Origin of the sequence: Thiohalocapsa sp. ML1 (genome assembly GCF_001469165.1) — a bacterium.
Classification (GTDB): Bacteria; Pseudomonadota; Gammaproteobacteria; order Chromatiales; family Chromatiaceae; genus Thiohalocapsa.
On the sequence record NZ_JABX01000011.1, the window covers coordinates 1 to 15959 of the forward strand.

16 protein-coding genes are annotated in these 15959 nt (G+C 64.7%); 15 read left to right on the forward strand and 1 reads right to left on the reverse strand.

The features are described from left to right. Positions 1–202: 202 nt before the first annotated feature. Positions 203–2359 (reverse strand): ATP-binding protein, encoded by a 2157-nt coding sequence (locus tag ML01_RS08775; RefSeq protein ID WP_058555032.1) that lies wholly within the window; start codon positions 2357–2359, stop codon positions 203–205. Positions 2360–2591: 232 nt separating this feature from the next. Between ML01_RS08775 and ML01_RS08780 the strand changes: the two genes are divergently transcribed. The 15 genes from ML01_RS08780 to ML01_RS08850 all read left to right on the forward strand — a co-directional run bounded on the left by ML01_RS08780 (position 2592) and on the right by ML01_RS08850 (position 15808). Beyond that, a complete protein-coding gene (locus tag ML01_RS08780) occupies positions 2592–3482 on the forward strand; it encodes a phosphoribulokinase (protein ID WP_058555033.1) in 891 nt (296 codons plus the stop codon). A gap of 271 nt (positions 3483–3753) precedes the next feature. Continuing rightward, positions 3754–4128: a hypothetical protein gene (locus ML01_RS30145; RefSeq protein WP_216819144.1), complete on the forward strand. Its 375-nt coding sequence runs from the start codon at positions 3754–3756 to the stop codon at positions 4126–4128. 513 nt (positions 4129–4641) lie between these two features. After that, positions 4642–5160, forward strand: a complete 519-nt coding sequence (locus ML01_RS08790) for a Na+/H+ antiporter subunit E (protein ID WP_216819145.1) — start codon at positions 4642–4644, stop codon at positions 5158–5160. Further along, on the forward strand, positions 5153–5413 hold the full coding sequence (locus ML01_RS08795) for a monovalent cation/H+ antiporter complex subunit F (protein WP_058555035.1): 261 nt from the start codon (positions 5153–5155) through the stop codon (positions 5411–5413). The genes ML01_RS08790 and ML01_RS08795 overlap by 8 nt, the downstream gene beginning before the upstream one ends. Further along, complete coding sequence (gene mnhG, locus ML01_RS08800; RefSeq protein ID WP_058555036.1) at positions 5413–5766, forward strand: monovalent cation/H(+) antiporter subunit G; 354 nt, start codon at positions 5413–5415, stop codon at positions 5764–5766. Before ML01_RS08795 ends, mnhG begins: the two co-directional genes overlap by 1 nt. Further along, positions 5763–6020 (forward strand): hydrogenase subunit MbhD domain-containing protein, encoded by a 258-nt coding sequence (locus tag ML01_RS08805; RefSeq protein ID WP_216819146.1) that lies wholly within the window; start codon positions 5763–5765, stop codon positions 6018–6020. Before mnhG ends, ML01_RS08805 begins: the two co-directional genes overlap by 4 nt. After that, the gene (gene mbhE, locus ML01_RS08810) at positions 6013–6714 is read left to right on the forward strand and encodes a hydrogen gas-evolving membrane-bound hydrogenase subunit E (RefSeq protein ID WP_058555151.1); all 702 of its coding nucleotides are present in this window, start codon (positions 6013–6015) and stop codon (positions 6712–6714) included. Before ML01_RS08805 ends, mbhE begins: the two co-directional genes overlap by 8 nt. Next, positions 6714–7082, forward strand: a complete 369-nt coding sequence (locus ML01_RS08815) for a sodium:proton antiporter (RefSeq protein ID WP_058555037.1) — start codon at positions 6714–6716, stop codon at positions 7080–7082. The genes mbhE and ML01_RS08815 overlap by 1 nt, the downstream gene beginning before the upstream one ends. Beyond that, the gene (locus tag ML01_RS08820) at positions 7076–10201 is read left to right on the forward strand and encodes a proton-conducting transporter membrane subunit (protein WP_058555038.1); all 3126 of its coding nucleotides are present in this window, start codon (positions 7076–7078) and stop codon (positions 10199–10201) included. Before ML01_RS08815 ends, ML01_RS08820 begins: the two co-directional genes overlap by 7 nt. Before the next feature lie 2 nt (positions 10202–10203). Beyond that, entirely contained in the window at positions 10204–11109 is a 906-nt protein-coding gene (locus tag ML01_RS08825) for a respiratory chain complex I subunit 1 family protein (RefSeq protein WP_058555039.1), read from the forward strand. A gap of 4 nt (positions 11110–11113) precedes the next feature. Further along, positions 11114–11782, forward strand: coding sequence for an NADH-quinone oxidoreductase subunit NuoB (gene nuoB, locus ML01_RS08830; RefSeq protein WP_082674085.1), 669 nt, complete (start codon positions 11114–11116; stop codon positions 11780–11782). Between the two features lie 13 nt (positions 11783–11795). Then, a complete protein-coding gene (locus ML01_RS08835) occupies positions 11796–12326 on the forward strand; it encodes an NADH-quinone oxidoreductase subunit C (RefSeq protein ID WP_058555040.1) in 531 nt (176 codons plus the stop codon). Position 12327: 1 nt separating this feature from the next. Then, complete coding sequence (locus ML01_RS08840; RefSeq protein ID WP_058555041.1) at positions 12328–13503, forward strand: NADH dehydrogenase subunit D; 1176 nt, start codon at positions 12328–12330, stop codon at positions 13501–13503. Beyond that, the gene (locus ML01_RS08845) at positions 13500–15308 is read left to right on the forward strand and encodes an FAD-dependent oxidoreductase (protein WP_058555042.1); all 1809 of its coding nucleotides are present in this window, start codon (positions 13500–13502) and stop codon (positions 15306–15308) included. The genes ML01_RS08840 and ML01_RS08845 overlap by 4 nt, the downstream gene beginning before the upstream one ends. Next, complete coding sequence (locus ML01_RS08850; RefSeq protein ID WP_058555043.1) at positions 15305–15808, forward strand: ferritin family protein; 504 nt, start codon at positions 15305–15307, stop codon at positions 15806–15808. Before ML01_RS08845 ends, ML01_RS08850 begins: the two co-directional genes overlap by 4 nt. Positions 15809–15959: the final 151 nt, after the last annotated feature.

Consider the following 15959-nt stretch of genomic DNA (forward strand, 5'->3'; position numbering starts at 1 on the left):
AGTTGCTTCAAGGACTCTAGCGAGGCTTCGCCTCAGACCGACGAGTCGTGTTCATCGCTATCGAAATCGCTATCGGGATCGGTTGGCACTCCGTTCGATTTCGATCCCGATCCCGATCACCGATCCCGACGCACCGCGCGAGTCCGACGCCCCGTCGAAACCTGACTCATCTGCACGCATTCGGCGCCGTCACGGCGACGCCCTAGCGCGACACGAACTTCGCCACGGCGCGCGCCAGCGCGTCGGGCGCCACCGGCTTGGTCAGGAAGGCGTCCATCCCCGCCGCGAGACAGCGCTCCTTCACGTCTTCGGCGGCGTTCGCGGTCAGCGCGACAATCGGTAGCCGCCGCTCGGCGTCCTCCTTATCGCGCACCCGGCGGGTGAACTCGATGCCGTCGATCTTCGGCATGCGCAGATCGATGAAGGCAAGGTCAAAATCCGCCCGCCGCACCGCGTCCAGGGCCTGCTGGCCATCGGCGACCAGCGTCACGGCCACGGCTTGTTCCCTGAGCAGGGTGGCGATCACCGTCGCGGCGATGTCGTTGTCCTCGGCGACCAGCACCCGTGGCGCGTCCGGGGCCGGCTGTGGCATTGGGAGCGCCGATACGCTGTCGGCGTCCGCGTCGCTCGGCCGCGGTGCCGCCGCTGCATCCTCTAAGTCCGCTGCATCCTCTGCATTCTCTGTCGTCGCCACGCATCCTTCGTGCGCAGCCCGCCGGCTTGCCAATGCCGTTGCCACCGCATCGATGAGATCCTCGCGCAGGAAAGGCTTGGTCAGGCAATATCGGCAATGCGCGGCTAGGGCGTCGCGGCGCTGGCCGTAGATCAGGAGCAGGTAAGGAATGCCCGGGCGCAGCAGGCGGTGGAAGCTCTCAAGCAGCTCGGGCAAATTGATGGGCTCGGGGCTGTCCGCGACAATGAGCAGATCGATGTCGCCGGCGCGCTGCATCAGGGCGCCGAGGCGGCCGATGTCGCGCTCCGCGAAGCACTGCATGCCGAGGTCGCGACAGGTGGCGTGGATGATCTCCCGTTGCGCCGCGTTGCGCTCGTAGATCAGCACCCGGCAGCCATCGAAGCGCGGTCGTGGCGCCGGCGACGGGGCCGGGCAGTCCTGGCCCAGCAGCGGCAGCCAGACGCGAAAGCAGGTGCCGCGGCCGGGCTCGCTGTCCACGGCGATGTCGCCCTGCATGAGGCGGATCAGGTCCCGGGCGATGGTGGTGCCGAGGCCGGTGCCGCCGTAGCGGCGCGTGGTGGAGTCGTCCGCTTGGCGGAAGCTCTCGAAGATGAGATCGAGCTTGTCCCGCGAGATACCGATGCCCGTATCCGCCACCTCCAGCAGCACGCCGACGCGCCCGTCCGGTGCCGGTGTTGCGGCGACGCTGGCGCGCACGACGACCTCGCCGCGCTCGGTGAACTTGACGGCGTTGCCGATCAGGTTGAACAGGACCTGGCGCAGGCGCAGGGCATCGCCGACGACCCGTGCCGGGATGTCCGGGGAGACGTCGCAGACGAGGTCGAGCCCCTTTGCCAGGGCCTGCGTGTGTATGATCTCGCAGACCTCCATCACGGGCTCACGCAGATCGAAGGTACTGTGCTCCAGCAGGAGCTTGTTCGCGTCGATTTTGGATAGGTCCAGGATGTCCCCGATCAGCGCCTGCAGCATGCTCGCGGAGCTCGCGATGGCGTCCAGGTACTCGCGCTGCTGCGTGTCGAGCCGGGTGCGGCGCAGCAGGTTCGCCATGCCGAGCACGCCCGTCAGCGGCGTGCGCAGCTCGTGGGTCATGTTGGCGAGGAAGGCGCCCTTCGCCTGGTCGGCACGCTCGGCCGCATTGCGCGCCTCGCGCAGCTTGACCAGCAGGGAGTCCTGGTACAGCGGCAGCAGCACCAGGACGAGGAGCCGAAACACCGCGTCCGTGGGGCTCTGCGTCCAGCCGCCGAGCACCGCCAGCGTCACGTTGTAGGACACGACAGCGGCCCCCGCGGCGACGGCCAAGTGCAGGCGCCCGTAACGCGTGCCGGCGGAGATGAAGATCCAGATGTAGACGAGATAAAACGGGCTGCCCGGATCGCCCGTGAGGAAGATCGCGAGGCTGACGGCAAGGGTGTCGAAAAAGAGCGTTGCGAAGCGCCGCGCTTCCCAGACCGGGCGGACCAGAACGCTCAGCAGGATGCTGGCATACAGAACCAGATAGACCGAGAACAGCGACAGAAAGGCGGCATAGTCGACCGCGAACACGTCCAACTGTGCAGCGATGCCGATGTAGAGCAGCCCGAACAGCCAGAGGCCGATGCGCACAACGGCGGACTGGAACTCGGGGTTGGCCCGCAGCGCGGGCGGGATGCGGCGGATCTGGAACATGGCGGGCTCCCTTCGTGCGGTCGGCCGGTGGCGGCCGGCGTCAAGGTCCAACGGCCTGGATGCCGTGATATATTAGAACTCCTGCATTTTTTCAGCGCTTCGACACCGGCCCCGTGCGCTTGAGCTTAGACACAAGTCCCCAGGTGGGGCTGGTGCTGCGCTGGTGTCGCGTGATAACCGCAGACCGGCCCGAGCGCCGGCGCCACACCTCATAAGACGGGGAGCCCACACAATGTCAAAGAAGCATCCTGTCGTTGCCGTCACCGGTTCCTCCGGCGCCGGCACGACCACGGTCAAGCGCGCCTTCGAGCACATTTTCTATCGCGACGGCATCAATTCCGCGGTTATCGAGGGCGACAGCTTCCACCGCTACGACCGCCAGGAAATGAAGGCCGAGATGGCGCGCGGCGCCGACGAGCATCAGAATCTGAGCCATTTCGGGCCGGAGGCCAACCGCTTCGATCTGCTGGCAGAGCTCTTCGCGACCTACGGCGAGTCCGGCGGCGGCAAGAAGCGCTACTACATCCACAGCCAGGCCGAGGCCGATCACCACAACGCGCGCCTAGGCACCAGCTTGGAGCCCGGCCAGTTTACGCCCTGGGAAGATGTGCCCGCGGGCACCGATCTGCTCTTCTACGAGGGCCTGCACGGGCTCGTCGTCACCGAAGAGGTGGATGTCGCCCGGCACGTTGACCTCGGCGTCGGCGTCGTGCCCATTGTGAACCTGGAGTGGATTCAGAAAATCCACCGCGACAACCTTGAGCGCGGCTACTCCGCCGAGGCCATCGTCGACACCATCATGCGCCGGATGCCGGACTACATCCGCCACATCACGCCCCAGTTCTCGCTGACCGACATCAACTTTCAGCGCGTGCCGACAGTTGACACGTCCAACCCGTTCATCGCCCGCGACATCCCGACCCCGGACGAGAGCTTCGTCATCATCCGCTTCAAGGAGCCCGAGGCGCTGGATGTAGACTTCCCGTACCTGCTCAGCATGATCCACGACTCCTTCATGTCGCGCCGCAACACCATGGTGGTGCCCGGCGGCAAGATGGGCTTCGCGATGGAGGTCATCCTCCAGCCCATCATTGAGCGCATGATGGATGCTCGCCACGTCTGAACCCGCGTCGCCGCCGCCGCGGGCCAGCCGGCCCGCGGCGCTCACCGGTCCAATCGGGACCGTTCTCGGCATTTCCCCCCAAGGCTGCACGGTCTGCCGACGCCGTTCGCCTTATGCCGTCAGTAAACTGATGCAGATCACTGCGAGGAACGGTTCATTAACAAGTTACTCGTCGGCCCCCACCTGAAATCTCCGCTATCTGCGCTAACTCTATGATTTGGTAACCGGCTAGCGCGAGTATCTCGGCTGACGATCGCGGAGGGGTGACAGGATGGGTACGTTTGCAGGCTACGGTGCGGAGCACGAAAAGACGATGCGTTTGTACTGCGCGTCGCTGCCGGAGGACCACCGCCGACGCTATGCCGCGATTGAAGCACTGAAGATCGGGCGCGGCGGCATCATGTATGTCGCGACCGTCTTGGGCATGAGTCGGCGCACCATTTACACCGGCATCCGCGAGCTGGCGGCGATGGACCTGGGCGACGGCTCGCCGCCGCAGCGCCCGAGCGGTGACCCGCAGCGCATTCGCCGCCGCGGCGGCGGGCGGCCGAAGGCCGGCGCGCGCCAGCCGGGCCTGAAATCGGCCTGCGAGCCGATCCCGGAGGCGCACGGCACCGGCAATCCGACCGATCCGGATGTGGCTTGAACCCACCTCAGGCCGATGTACTTGGCGGCCGAGTTGGTGCGGTGCGGTTGAATGGAACTGCCTCGTCGACGCCCGCGACGTCAATCCGTGATGGGTGTAGCTCGTTTGGGCGTGTTACCGGGCTTCTTCGCCTCGGCGGTCTGAGCTGCTGTCACTCCTTGCTCCTTCATACCTGTGCTCGGATGAGCGGATCGTTCAGCGATTGGAGTGTGTTGCTGCTTAGGTGGCGGCATTGCTCCTTGGTTTGGGTCTTCAAGCTCTCCGCGCCAGCGTCCTAGAGCTTGCCGGCACTGAACACGGCGTTCAGCACAGTCGGCGCGTGCGGACTTTTCTGCCAGCGCTGGCCGACCGAGGTCGGCAGCCCACCCATCTTTGACCGGGCGCATGGCATCCCGCGGCGCGAAACGCTAGCTTGGCAGTGCCTGCTGGGCTGGCCGCGTTTCGACCGATAGCGCCAGTTGAAAGAAACGAGCGCTAAGAGCTCGATGCAAGGCATTTACCATGGAGACACCGGTGGAAGCAAAAGTCCGAGCCATGGCGCGAACGAGAAGCACGGCTGTGATGTTCGCGACCCTCCTGCTGTTCTGGCTCATGTTGATAGGCAACCTGACGCTCGATGCCCTCATCGTCGGTGTCCTCGCCTCCCTGGTCATCGCGGTTCTGTACCCCAACGGCATCTCTTTCTTTACCGAGCTGCGCGCGACGCCCGAGGCCTTCGTGGCGGGCTTGCGATACTACGGTTACTTTTTCAAAGAGCTGGTGAAGTCCAACCTCAGGCTCACCGCCATCGTTCTGTCCCCATCGCTGCCGATCAGGCCAGGCATTGTCAAGGTGCGCACGCGCCTGAGGAGCCGGATGGGACGCCTGATGCTCGCCAACTCGATCACCCTTACGCCGGGCACCCTGACCGTCGAGATGGACAGCGAGTGGTTGTATGTCCATTGGACCAACGTCGAATCCGACGACATTGAGGCGGCGACCGGCGCGATTGTCGCCGGGTTCGAGCGCTATCTTGAGGTCATTTATGGCTGACGTTCTGGTCTATCTCGCCGCGACGCTGGCGGGGGTGGCGTTCGTGCTCGCGTTGATCCGCTTCATCCTCGGCCCGAGCTCTGCCGACCGCATCATCGCCTTCGACTCCCTGACCATCATCAGCATAACCGGAATCGTCCTGGTGGCGTTGGCCGAGGGACGGGGCATTTATCTCGATGTCGCTCTGGTCTACGCGCTGCTGTCCTTCCTCGGGGTGATCGTCGTCGCCCGCTACATCGAACGGGGGTTTTGATGTCGTCGCTGCTTGCCGTCGTCGGCGGCATCCTGCTGGTTGGCGGCACGGCCTTCCTGCTGTTCGGCGCGATCGGGCTGGTGCGCATGCCCGACGCCTACAACCGGCTCCAGGCTGGAACCAAGACGACGACGCTTGGCACCCTGCTGAGCCTCGCCGGGGTGGCCTGCCTGCACCCGGAATGGGCCTTGAAGCTGCTGCTGATCGGCATCTTCCTGCTCTTCACCAACCCACTGTCGTCGCAGGTCCTCGCCCGCGCGGCCCACCGCATCGGCGTGAAGAAGGCCCCGCAGACCGTCGTCGATCGGCTTGAGGAAGACCTGGCCGAAAAAGATCTAGGAGCAAGACCATGACCCCAATGCTGATCGGGATGTCGCTGCTCCTGGCCGTGACCATGGTGGTTGCGGGGGTGCTCGCGACGCGGCCGAGCCAAGCCTTGTCGATCTCGATTCTGGCTGCCGGCCTCGTGAGCCTGCTGGCCTCGGTCCAGTTCCTGCTGCTGGCCGCCCCGGATGTGGCGATGACCGAGGCGGCGATCGGCAGCGGACTCACCACCTTCCTGTTCTTCTTCGTCCTCGGACGGATCCGCGGAGGTGATCGTGATTAGGCGCCTGTTCGTCATCCTGCTGCTGCTGGGGCTCGGCGGCGTCTTCGCCGGGCTGGTCGCTGGCTACAGCCCCGATGACACACTCAATCTCACAGCGCGTTATTACGCCGATCACACCGCTCAGGACATCGGCGCGGCGAACATCGTCACCGCCATCATCGTCACCTACCGTGGGCTCGATACCCTGGGCGAGGTCACCGTTCTATTCCTGACCGCGGCCATCGTCGGGCTGGTACTGGCCCAGAGCCGCCGCAAGGCCGATGCGCCCCAGCGGCCGCTGCCACCCTCAGGAGAACTGCTGACCACGGGCACACGCCTGCTGGTGCCGCTGATCCTTCTGCTCGGCGTCTACGTCTTCGTCAACGGCCACCTGACCCCGGGCGGCGGATTCCAAGGTGGGGCCATCCTGGCCTCAGCCGTCTTGATGCTGCTACTGACTGATCCGCTGCTGCGGATCGGCCACGGCCTCATCGCTGCCATCGAGTCCACGGCGGGGCTGCTCTTCGTCGGCATCGGCGTGCTCGGCATCGTCCTCGCCGGCGGATTCTTGGACAACCGCATCCTGCCCATAGGCGACCTCGGCAACCTTTTCTCGGCCGGGGCGATTCCAATCATCTACTCCATCATCGGACTCAAGGTCGGTGCGGAGTTCTCGTCGATGTTGGCGACCCTCGCCGAGACTGAGGATCTCTGATGGCACCTCTGATGGCCTATATCGCGCTCACCACGGGCTTCGTCCTGATCCTGATCGGGCTCTACGGGGCTCTGACCAACCGCAACATCCTGCGCATGATCGTCGCCTTCACGGTGGCGAACACCGGCGTCAACCTGGTCATGGTCGCCATCGGCTATCTGCACGGGCGCACGGCGCCGATCCTGGACGCGGCGGTCCCGGTGGAACAGGCGGCCGCCCTGATCATCGATCCATTGCCCCAGGCCCTGGTGCTGACCGCCATTGTCATCGGCGTCGGCGTGACCGCCCTGATGCTCGCCTATGCCTACCGGCTCTACGAGACCAAGCGCACGCTGGACATCTCCCAATACACGGAACTGAAATGGTAAGCGCCATTTACATCATTGCGGTCGGCCTGGGCGCCGCGTTCCTGCTGGGATTGCTGCGCGACGACTGGCGGGCCGCCGCCTATGGGCTGACCAATGCGGCCCTCGTCTGCATGGGCTTGGTGTCCGCCGGCTGGGTCTGGGGCTTGGCCTCCGGGAATCTGGCGCCGGTCGAGATCATCACCGCCGGGACGCAGCCGCCGTTCGCCATCGCGCTGCGCATGGGGCTCGCCGAGGCGGTGCTAACCTTATTGATCAACCTGACCGGCCTGCTGTCGGCGATCTATCTTCGCGACACCATGCACAAGCACGGCCGCCGGGCCATGGCCGTGCTGTTGATCTTCACGATGGCCGCCTGCGGCATCGTGCTGACCCGGGATCTCTTCAACCTGTTTGTCTTCTTTGAGCTGGTCGCCATCGCCACCGGCGGCCTGATCCTGCTGTCGCGGGACCAGCGCGCCCTCGGCGCCGGCTTCAAGTACCTGGTTGCCTCGCAGGTGATCACGATCCTGATGCTGGTGGGCATTATCTTCACCTACCACGCGGCCGGCACCTTGAGCATCGACGGCCTCGCCGAGCTTTCACCGGTGGTGCTGAGCGGCGGTGCGCTGGCCTTCTTCCTGATGTTCATCGCCGTGATCATCGAGCTCAAGCCCTTCCCCGCCAATGGCTGGGCACTGGACGTATACGAGTCGGCGCACCCGGCGTTCTCGGCGATGCTCTCGGCGGCGGCGGGGTCGGCGGCACTGTTCGCGACGGACAAGCTGCTGCTGATCGGCGGTCCTGAGTGGCTCCCGGCAGCGACCGGGATTGGCATCCTCGGCTTCGTCGGTGCCAATCTGTTCGCCTTGGCCCAGGACAACGATCGCCGGCTGCTGGGCTACTCCTCGGTGGCACAGATCGGGCTAGTCCTGGCCGTCATCGGCCAGCGCGATATCCTCGGCGAGGACTATCTATTCATCGCCGGCGGCATCCTGCTCGCCCATGCCGTCGCCAAGGCCGGGCTCTTCTGGCTGTCGGGGCTGGTCGAAGGACGCCAGTTGACCGCCTGGACTGCGCTGCAAGGTCATCCGATCCTGGTCTTCGCCTTCGCCAGCCTCATTGCGCTGCTGATCGGCTTGCCGCCGTTTCCCGGCTTTTATGCCAAGTGGGAGCTGTTGCATGCCCTGGCGGGCGAGGGTCGACTGGCGCTGCTGTGGCTGATCCTGTTCGGTGCACTGCTTGAGGCCGGTTATCTATTCCGCTGGTTCGGCTCTGCGATCAAGCGCGAGCCCTCGTCGGCGCCCGTCGCGACTTCGCCGTTCAAGCGGTTGGTCATTCTGGCCGCCGTCGCGGCCGGATGGGGGCTCGGTTATGTTTGGGGCGGGCTCTCGCCGAACGGCAACCTGCTCCTTGCCGTGCCGCTGCTGTTCGCCCTCGGGTTCCTGTTCCTTGAATGGCTGCCTGTCTGGGCCAAGAACAGCATTGCCATTGCCGGCATGGTCTTCTGGTTCTTGCTGAGCCTCCCCGGCTACGATCCGCTACAGCTCATTTTCGCCGCCGTCATGCTGATCGGCGGCCCCCTGATCCTGCTCGCGAGCTACCAGATCCGGGGCCGCCGCATCGGCTTCTACCCGTCGGCGATGCTGATGTATGCGGGCCTGGCGATGCTCATCGTGGCCGAAGACTCCTTCAGCTTCTTCGCCGCGTGGGAATCCCTAACCGTCGGCTCCTACTTTTTGATCCTGCGCGGCAAGCATTCAGAGCCCCACGCCCTCTCCTACATCGTCTTCTCCCTCGGCGGCGCGTTTCTGATCCTGGCCGGCTTCGCCCTGGCCGCCGGCGGTGACCCGCTGTTCCAGCTTGCGGGCCTGGGGCAGGTCGCCGCGCCGCTAGCCCCTTGGGTGTTCCTGCTCCTGGCCATTGGCTTCATGACCAAGACCGCCGCCGTTGGCCTGCATATCTGGCTGCCGGGTGCCCACGCCGAAGCCGAGACCGATGTCTCGCCGATGGTGTCCGGCATCCTGCTCAAGGCCGGCTTGTTCGGGCTCTTCGTGCTGTGCATGGCGATGGGCAAGCAGCAGCTCTACGGCGTCGAGCTAACCCACCTGCTGCTGTGGATCGGCGCCCTGTCGGCGCTGATCGGCAATCTGATGGCGGTGTTCCAGGAAGATGCCAAGCGCCTGCTGGCCTACTCGTCGATTGGGCAAATGGGCTATGCGCTGTTTGGTATCGCGATGATGAACCACCTCGGCTGGCTCATGGCGCTGATGTTTGTCATCAACCACTACATCTACAAGTCGATGCTGTTCCTGTCGGTCGGCGGCATCGCCAAGCGCACCGGTACCCGCGACATGTATCGAATGGGTGGGCTGATCACCCTGATGCCCTTGTCGTTCATCGCGGTGCTGATCGGCATCATTGCGATGTCCGGCGTGCCGCCGCTGTCGGGCTTCGGTGGGCGTTGGATCTTCTATAACGCCATCATGACCGCCGATTATCGCCTGCCGATGATCCTGATCTTCATCTCCGGGCCGATCGCTTTCCTCTATCTCTTCCGGCTGATCCACACGATCTTTCTGGGGCAGATGAAGGACGAGCACCGGCGCGTCAAGGAGGCCCCGTTCTGGCTGGTCCTACCGCAGATGATCTTCGTCGCCTGCCTGATGGTCTTCGCGCTAGTCCCGGGTCTCGCCCTGCGTCGCGTCGATGCCTACATCAGCGAGTTCTTCCCCGCTGGCGCGCTCGGCTGGGAGGGGCTCACGATCACGAGTGACTTCGGCTATTGGAGCCCGATCTCCATTATGATCGTCGTCGGCGTGATCTTCGCAACCCTGTTCGCCTGGCTGGTGTTCGTGAACCGCAAGGCGCAGAAGGTCAAGCAGTTCAACATCGCCTTCGCGGGTGAACGGCCGTATCGCCCGGAGACCACGCATTTTGGGTGGAATTTCTTTGCGCCCTATCGCAAGGCGCTGGGCTTCATGACCGAGCCCGTGGTCGAGCGCTTCTGGTCGTCCATCATCGATGTCCTGCACGCCGGCGCCGACCTGCTGCGCCGGTTCTACACGGGAAATGGGCAAACCTATGCGATCCAACTGCTCGCATTCGTCGTCGTCGTCTACCTGCTAAGCTCGGGGCTTTGATCATGCAGTTCGAGTGGATCAAAATCCCGTATTCGCTGCTGACCCTGTTCATCGTCGCGAACTATGGCTTCCTGCTCACCGCGGTCATGGCCAAGATTGCGGCGCGGGTCGGGCGCCGGCACGGGATACCGGTGTGGCAGAACTATATCGATCTGCTCAAAAACTACGGGCTGCGCAGCTCCATTACCCACGGGGTCATGTACTATTTGGGCCCCGTGTTTCGGCTCACCGGCGGCGTCGGCTTGCTGCTGTTCGTGCCGACGATCTACGGCACGGAGATGTTCTCGAATATGTCCTTCGCCGGCGACCTGATCCTGGCGCTGTATTTCGTCTTCTTCGGCTCGCTCGGCATGGCCCTTGGTGCCGGCGAGAGCGGGCACCCCTACGCGGCGATTGGCGTTTCTCGGGGACTGTCGCTGGTGACGGCGGCCGAGCTGCCGTTTGCCCTTGCCGTATACGCGGTGGCGGTCCAGTACCAGACCCTCTCCGTCACCGAGATCGTTGCCGCGCAGCAAGGCGGCATTCTGAACTGGACACTGTTCACCAACCCCATCGCGGTCGCCGCGGCCATGCTGTCTTTCTTGGGCTCGATGATGCGCCCGCCGTTCGATGTCGTGCTGGCCCCGCAGGAGATCCCGATCGGGCCGCCGACCGAGTATCACTCGTCCTATCTCGCGCTGATGCAGACCAATCGCGCCATCTTCCCCATCGCGAAGATTGTGATCTACATGAATCTCTTCTTCGGCGGAGCGGCGAGTTGGCCGGTCTTCTTCCTCAAGGTCTTCCTGATCTACCTGGTGTCGGTCATCGTGGGTGTAGCCTTCCCGCGCTTCCGGGTGGAGCAGTCGATCCGCTGGTTCCTGGTCTGGGCGGTGCCGCTCGGCGTTGTTGCCATCCTAATGGTGTAAGCCCATGAAAGACGATTTTCCAAAGCCGCCCGTCAGGGTCGAGCTGAGAAAGCGCGTCGTCGAGACGCCCGACGGCCAGACGATCGAGATCGATCCGCTGCAGGACTATTTCTGCCAGTCCGCCCCCACGGTCATGCCGGCGGCCTACAGCAAGATCGTCGAGGGCCTGTTCAACTGGGCGCGGGCCGAATCCCTCTGGATCCTCGGCTTCGGCACCGGCTGCGGGGCAATCGAGATGCGCCCGCTGATGACGCCGCGCTTCGACGCCTATCGCTTCGGCATCCAGTGGCGGCCGACGCCGCGCCAGTCGAACCTGTTCGTGATCTCCGGATACCTCTCGGTAAAGACCCTGAAGCGGGTGATCCGCTGCTACGAGCAGATGCAAAACCCCAAGTACGTGGTGGGCTTGGGCTCCTGCACCATCAATGGCGGCATGTACTTCGACTCGTACAACACGATCACGCGCCTGGACCAATACCTGCCGGTGGATCTTTATATCGCCGGCTGCATGCCCCGTCCGGAGGCGCTATTGGCCGGCTTCGAGGAGCTGAAACGGATCATCCGGGCGGGCCAGGCAGAGGGGGCCAACCAGTACGCCGAGAATTTCGATTGGTACAAGGCCAACCAGAAGCGGGTGATCCACGACTGGGATATGCCGGACTACAACTGGTGAGCGGCCGCTAGCCATGCGCGATCTGTACGAAAGACTGAGCAGAATCTTCCCGCTGGGGGAGCTGACCGAGCAGCGGCCGGACTTGACGTTCGTCACCGTGCCCAAGGCGCAGCTCCACTCGCTGTTGCTGCATCTGCGCGACCGGGAGGGCTTCACGCATCTGGTGATCCTCACCGCGGTGGACTGGCTGGAAGATGGCACCTTCCAGCTCACCTATCTCATGAACAACCGCCTTGCATGTCGCGATTTGGGCGTGCGCGTGATGCTGCCGCGGGACGCGGCGTCCATGGACAGCATCCATGACCTGTGGCCCACCGCCGCCACCTACCAGCGCGAGCTGCGGGAAATGTTCGGCATCGACTTCCCGGGAAGCCCCGGGGTGGACGAGGACTTCATCCTCGAAGGCTGGATCAGAACCCCGCCCTACCGGCGCGACTTCGACACCCTGAGGTTCTCGGACGAGGTGTTCGCGCCGCGCCCCGGACGCGAGTCGAGCGATCCCGCCCAGGTCATGAAGAAACAGCTCTACCCGGACGGGACCTGAGATGCCGTATCAACCAGACCGCAGTCAATACCCGTCCAGGAGGCCCGATGGCAGCCTGGACATCGACCTCGCCTCGGGCAAATACCTCAAGCTTTGGCAGGGGCCGCAGCATCCGGGCATCACCGGCAACATGTCGGTGGAGCTGACCGTCTGCGGCGACGAGGTGGTGGAGGGCAAGACCCACGTCGGCTATCTGCACCGCGGCTTCGAGAAGCTGATGGAGCGGCGCACCTTCATCCAGTGCTTCCCCATTGTCTGTCGGATCTGCGTCCCGGAGCCCGACTTCAACGAGTACTGCTACGCCGCCGCCGTGGAGGAGCTTGCCGGTTTGGAGGTCCCGGAGCGGGCCAACTGGATCCGCACCCTGATCCTCGAGATGGGGCGCGTCAACAGCTACCTGATGTATCTCGGCGGCCAGGCCGGCGCCCTGGGTCAGGGGGTGATCGGGCAGTGGACCACCTACGTGCGCGACCTGATGCTCGACCGTTTCGAGGAGCTGACCGGGGCGCGCATCTACCACATGTTCATCCTCCCTGGCGGGGTGCGCGATGTGCTGCCCGACGGCTTCGAGCAGCGCATGGAGGAGACCCTGCGGGAGATCGAATCCACGCTGGCCGATGTCCGCGACGTCATGTTCAAGAACGCCGTGTTCAAGAAGCGCACGGTGGGGCTCGGCTACATCGACCCGGCCATCGTCGATGCGTACGGCGTCACCGGCCCAACCGCCCGCGCCGCCGGCGTGGCCAAGGACGTGCGCAAGGACCAGCCCTATCTGGTCTACCCCGAGCTCGACTTTGCGCCGGTGGTGGGCAAGGACTCCGACGTCTACACGCGGGCCGACGTGCGCCGTCGCGATCTCCTGATGTCGGTGGACCTGATCCGCCAGATTCTCGCCAAGATGCCGCGGACGGGTCCGGTGATGACGCCGCTGCCGAACGTCCTGCACTGGAAGATTCCGCGCGGGGAGACCTATATCCGCGGCGAGTGCTCGCGCGGCGAATACGGCTACTACCTGGTGACCGACGGCAGCGGTTATCCGCGCCGGGTCAATGTCCGCGGGCCGTCCTACACGCACGCGATGGCGCTCCTAGAGCGGTTGATCGTCAACTGCAACATCGCAGATGTGGCGGCGCTGATGGTCTCGCTGCATACCTACCCGCCCGAGATCGAGCGATGAGCATGATCGACGTCCTCTCCCCGTTCACGGCCTGGAAGAACCTCTTCCGGGACCCGGTCACGATCCGCGATCCGCTCAACGATCGCCCCGGTGCACCGCGCTACCGCGGCTTCCACCAGAACGACATCGAGAAGTGCATCGGCTGTGGCACCTGCGAGGCGATCTGCCAGAATGCGGCCATCGATATGGTCCCGGTGGAGGGGCTGGCCGCCAAGGACGGCGACTCGGGCCTACGCCCGCGCATCGATTACGGGCGCTGCTGCTGGTGCGCCCTATGCGTGGACGTGTGCATGACGAGCTCGCTCGGCATGTCCAACGAGTACAAATGGGTGGACCATGACCCGGATGTCTTCTGCTTCACCCCCGGTGTGGACATCAAGTCATGGGATGGCGCTGAGCTCGGCTATCGTCGCCCGGAGGGGCATCGGCTCACCGGCGCCGAGCGGGTGGCCATGGGCGAGCTGGAGCCCGGAGTCCGCCGCGACTCCTTTGCCGAAATCGTCGCCGGTTACAGTGTCGAGCAGGCCAGGGCCGAGGCCGACCGCTGCGTCGCCTGCGGTCTCTGTGTCGCCACCTGCCCGACCCATATGGCGGTCCCGGCGTACATCGCCGCCATCCGCGACGGGGACTACGAGCAGGGGGTGAGACTCCTCTACCAGACCAACCCGTTCTCGCATATCTGCGGCCGGGTCTGCACACACAGGTGCGAGAGCAGTTGCGCCGCCCGCCATGAAGGGGACCCCATCGCCATCCGTTGGCTGAAGCGCCACATCATCGACCAAGTGCCCCACGCGCGGGTCCGGGAGATTGCCGCCGAAGGGAAGGCGAGCTCGCCGAGCGGCAAGCGAGTTGCGATCGTCGGTGCCGGCCCGGCCGGCCTCACCGCCGCATACGACCTTGCCAAGGCGGGTCACGAGGTGCGGGTGTTCGAGGCCATGTCCGCCGCCGGCGGTATGACGCGCTATGGCATCCCCTATTACCGCCTGCCCGCGGACAAGCTCGATGAGGACGTCGACGTCATCACGTCGCTCGGCGTCGACATCCGCTACGAGACGCGCATCGGCACCGACATCGCCATGCAGCAGTTGCGCAATGACTACGACGCCGTGCTCATCGCGGTCGGGTTGTGGGTGGGCCGCTCCACCCGCATCCAGGGCAGCGATGCCGACGGCGTGCATCGGGCCGTGGACCTGCTGCGCGACGTCGCGGACGGCAAGACCATCCCGGTGCCGGAACGTGCTGTCGTCATCGGCGGCGGCAATGTCGCCATGGACATCGCCCGCACCCTGGCCCGCTTGCAGAAGCAGACGCAGGGCCAGGTGGCGGTCACCGTCACCGCGCTGGAGGATATCGACCATTTTCTCGCCGATCCGGACGAGATCAGCGAGGCCCGTGAAGAAGGCGTCGTCATCCTTGACGCCCGGGGCCCGCAGGAGGTCTTGCTCGGCGACCAGGGCCGCGCCGTCGGCTTGCGTACCCTGCATGTCCGCTCCATCTTCGACGAGCAGGGCCGGTTCGCCCCCAAGTACGATGAAGCCGACGAGTTGATCCACGACGCAGACATGGTGGTTGAGGCCATCGGACAGGCCGCCGACACGAGCCTGCTCGGCGAGGCGCTGACCGAGGAGCTGGCATGGAACCGAGGTCGCCTCGCGGTGGACGGCCAACTGCGCACCTCCGCGGACTGGCTGTGGGCGGCCGGCGACGCGGTACGCGGGCCGGACGTGGTCTCCGCGGTGGCCGACGGGCATCGCGCCGCCGCCAGCATCAGCGAGCATCTGTCCATTCAGGAACAAGTCCCATGAAAGAAGGCGAGTCTTCGAGCTACGAAAAGATCCGGTCCATGACCACGCTGAAGGACGTGCTCGCGGTGGCCACATCCTTCGAGGAGAGCGCGCGCGACTTCTACACGGCCCTTATCCCGAAGGTCAGCAAGAAATTCCGCTGGCTGGTGGAAGAGCTTGCCCAGGAGGAGCAGGGCCACTACCGGCTTTTCACCGACCTTGCGGAGCGCGGTGACATCGCAGACGCCATTCACGCCGAGATCGAGCGCCCGGTCACCGACGGCAAGTTCGCCGATGCCGTCATGACGCCGGACCTGGGCGAGGCCCCTGATGACCAGTCCGTACTGCAATACGCGATGGGTCGCGAGCACCTCGCCATGACCCACTATCGCTCGCTGGCCGACAACACCGGGCCCGGGCCGATTCACGACCTCTTTGAGTACCTCGCCAACGAGGAGACCAAGCACAAAGAGGCCTTGGAGAAGCTGTACTACGAGACGATTCACAGCGGCGGCGTCTAACGCCCACCGGCATTTCTCCTTTGCCCCTTAGATCGTAAGCAGACGAACGCTCGGATCAGCGTCCGGACAGATGGACAGAATGGTCGTGTCGAGTAGGTAACCAGCCATCGGGACTAGTCCACATAGTCGCGGAACAGCGCGATCTGATCTT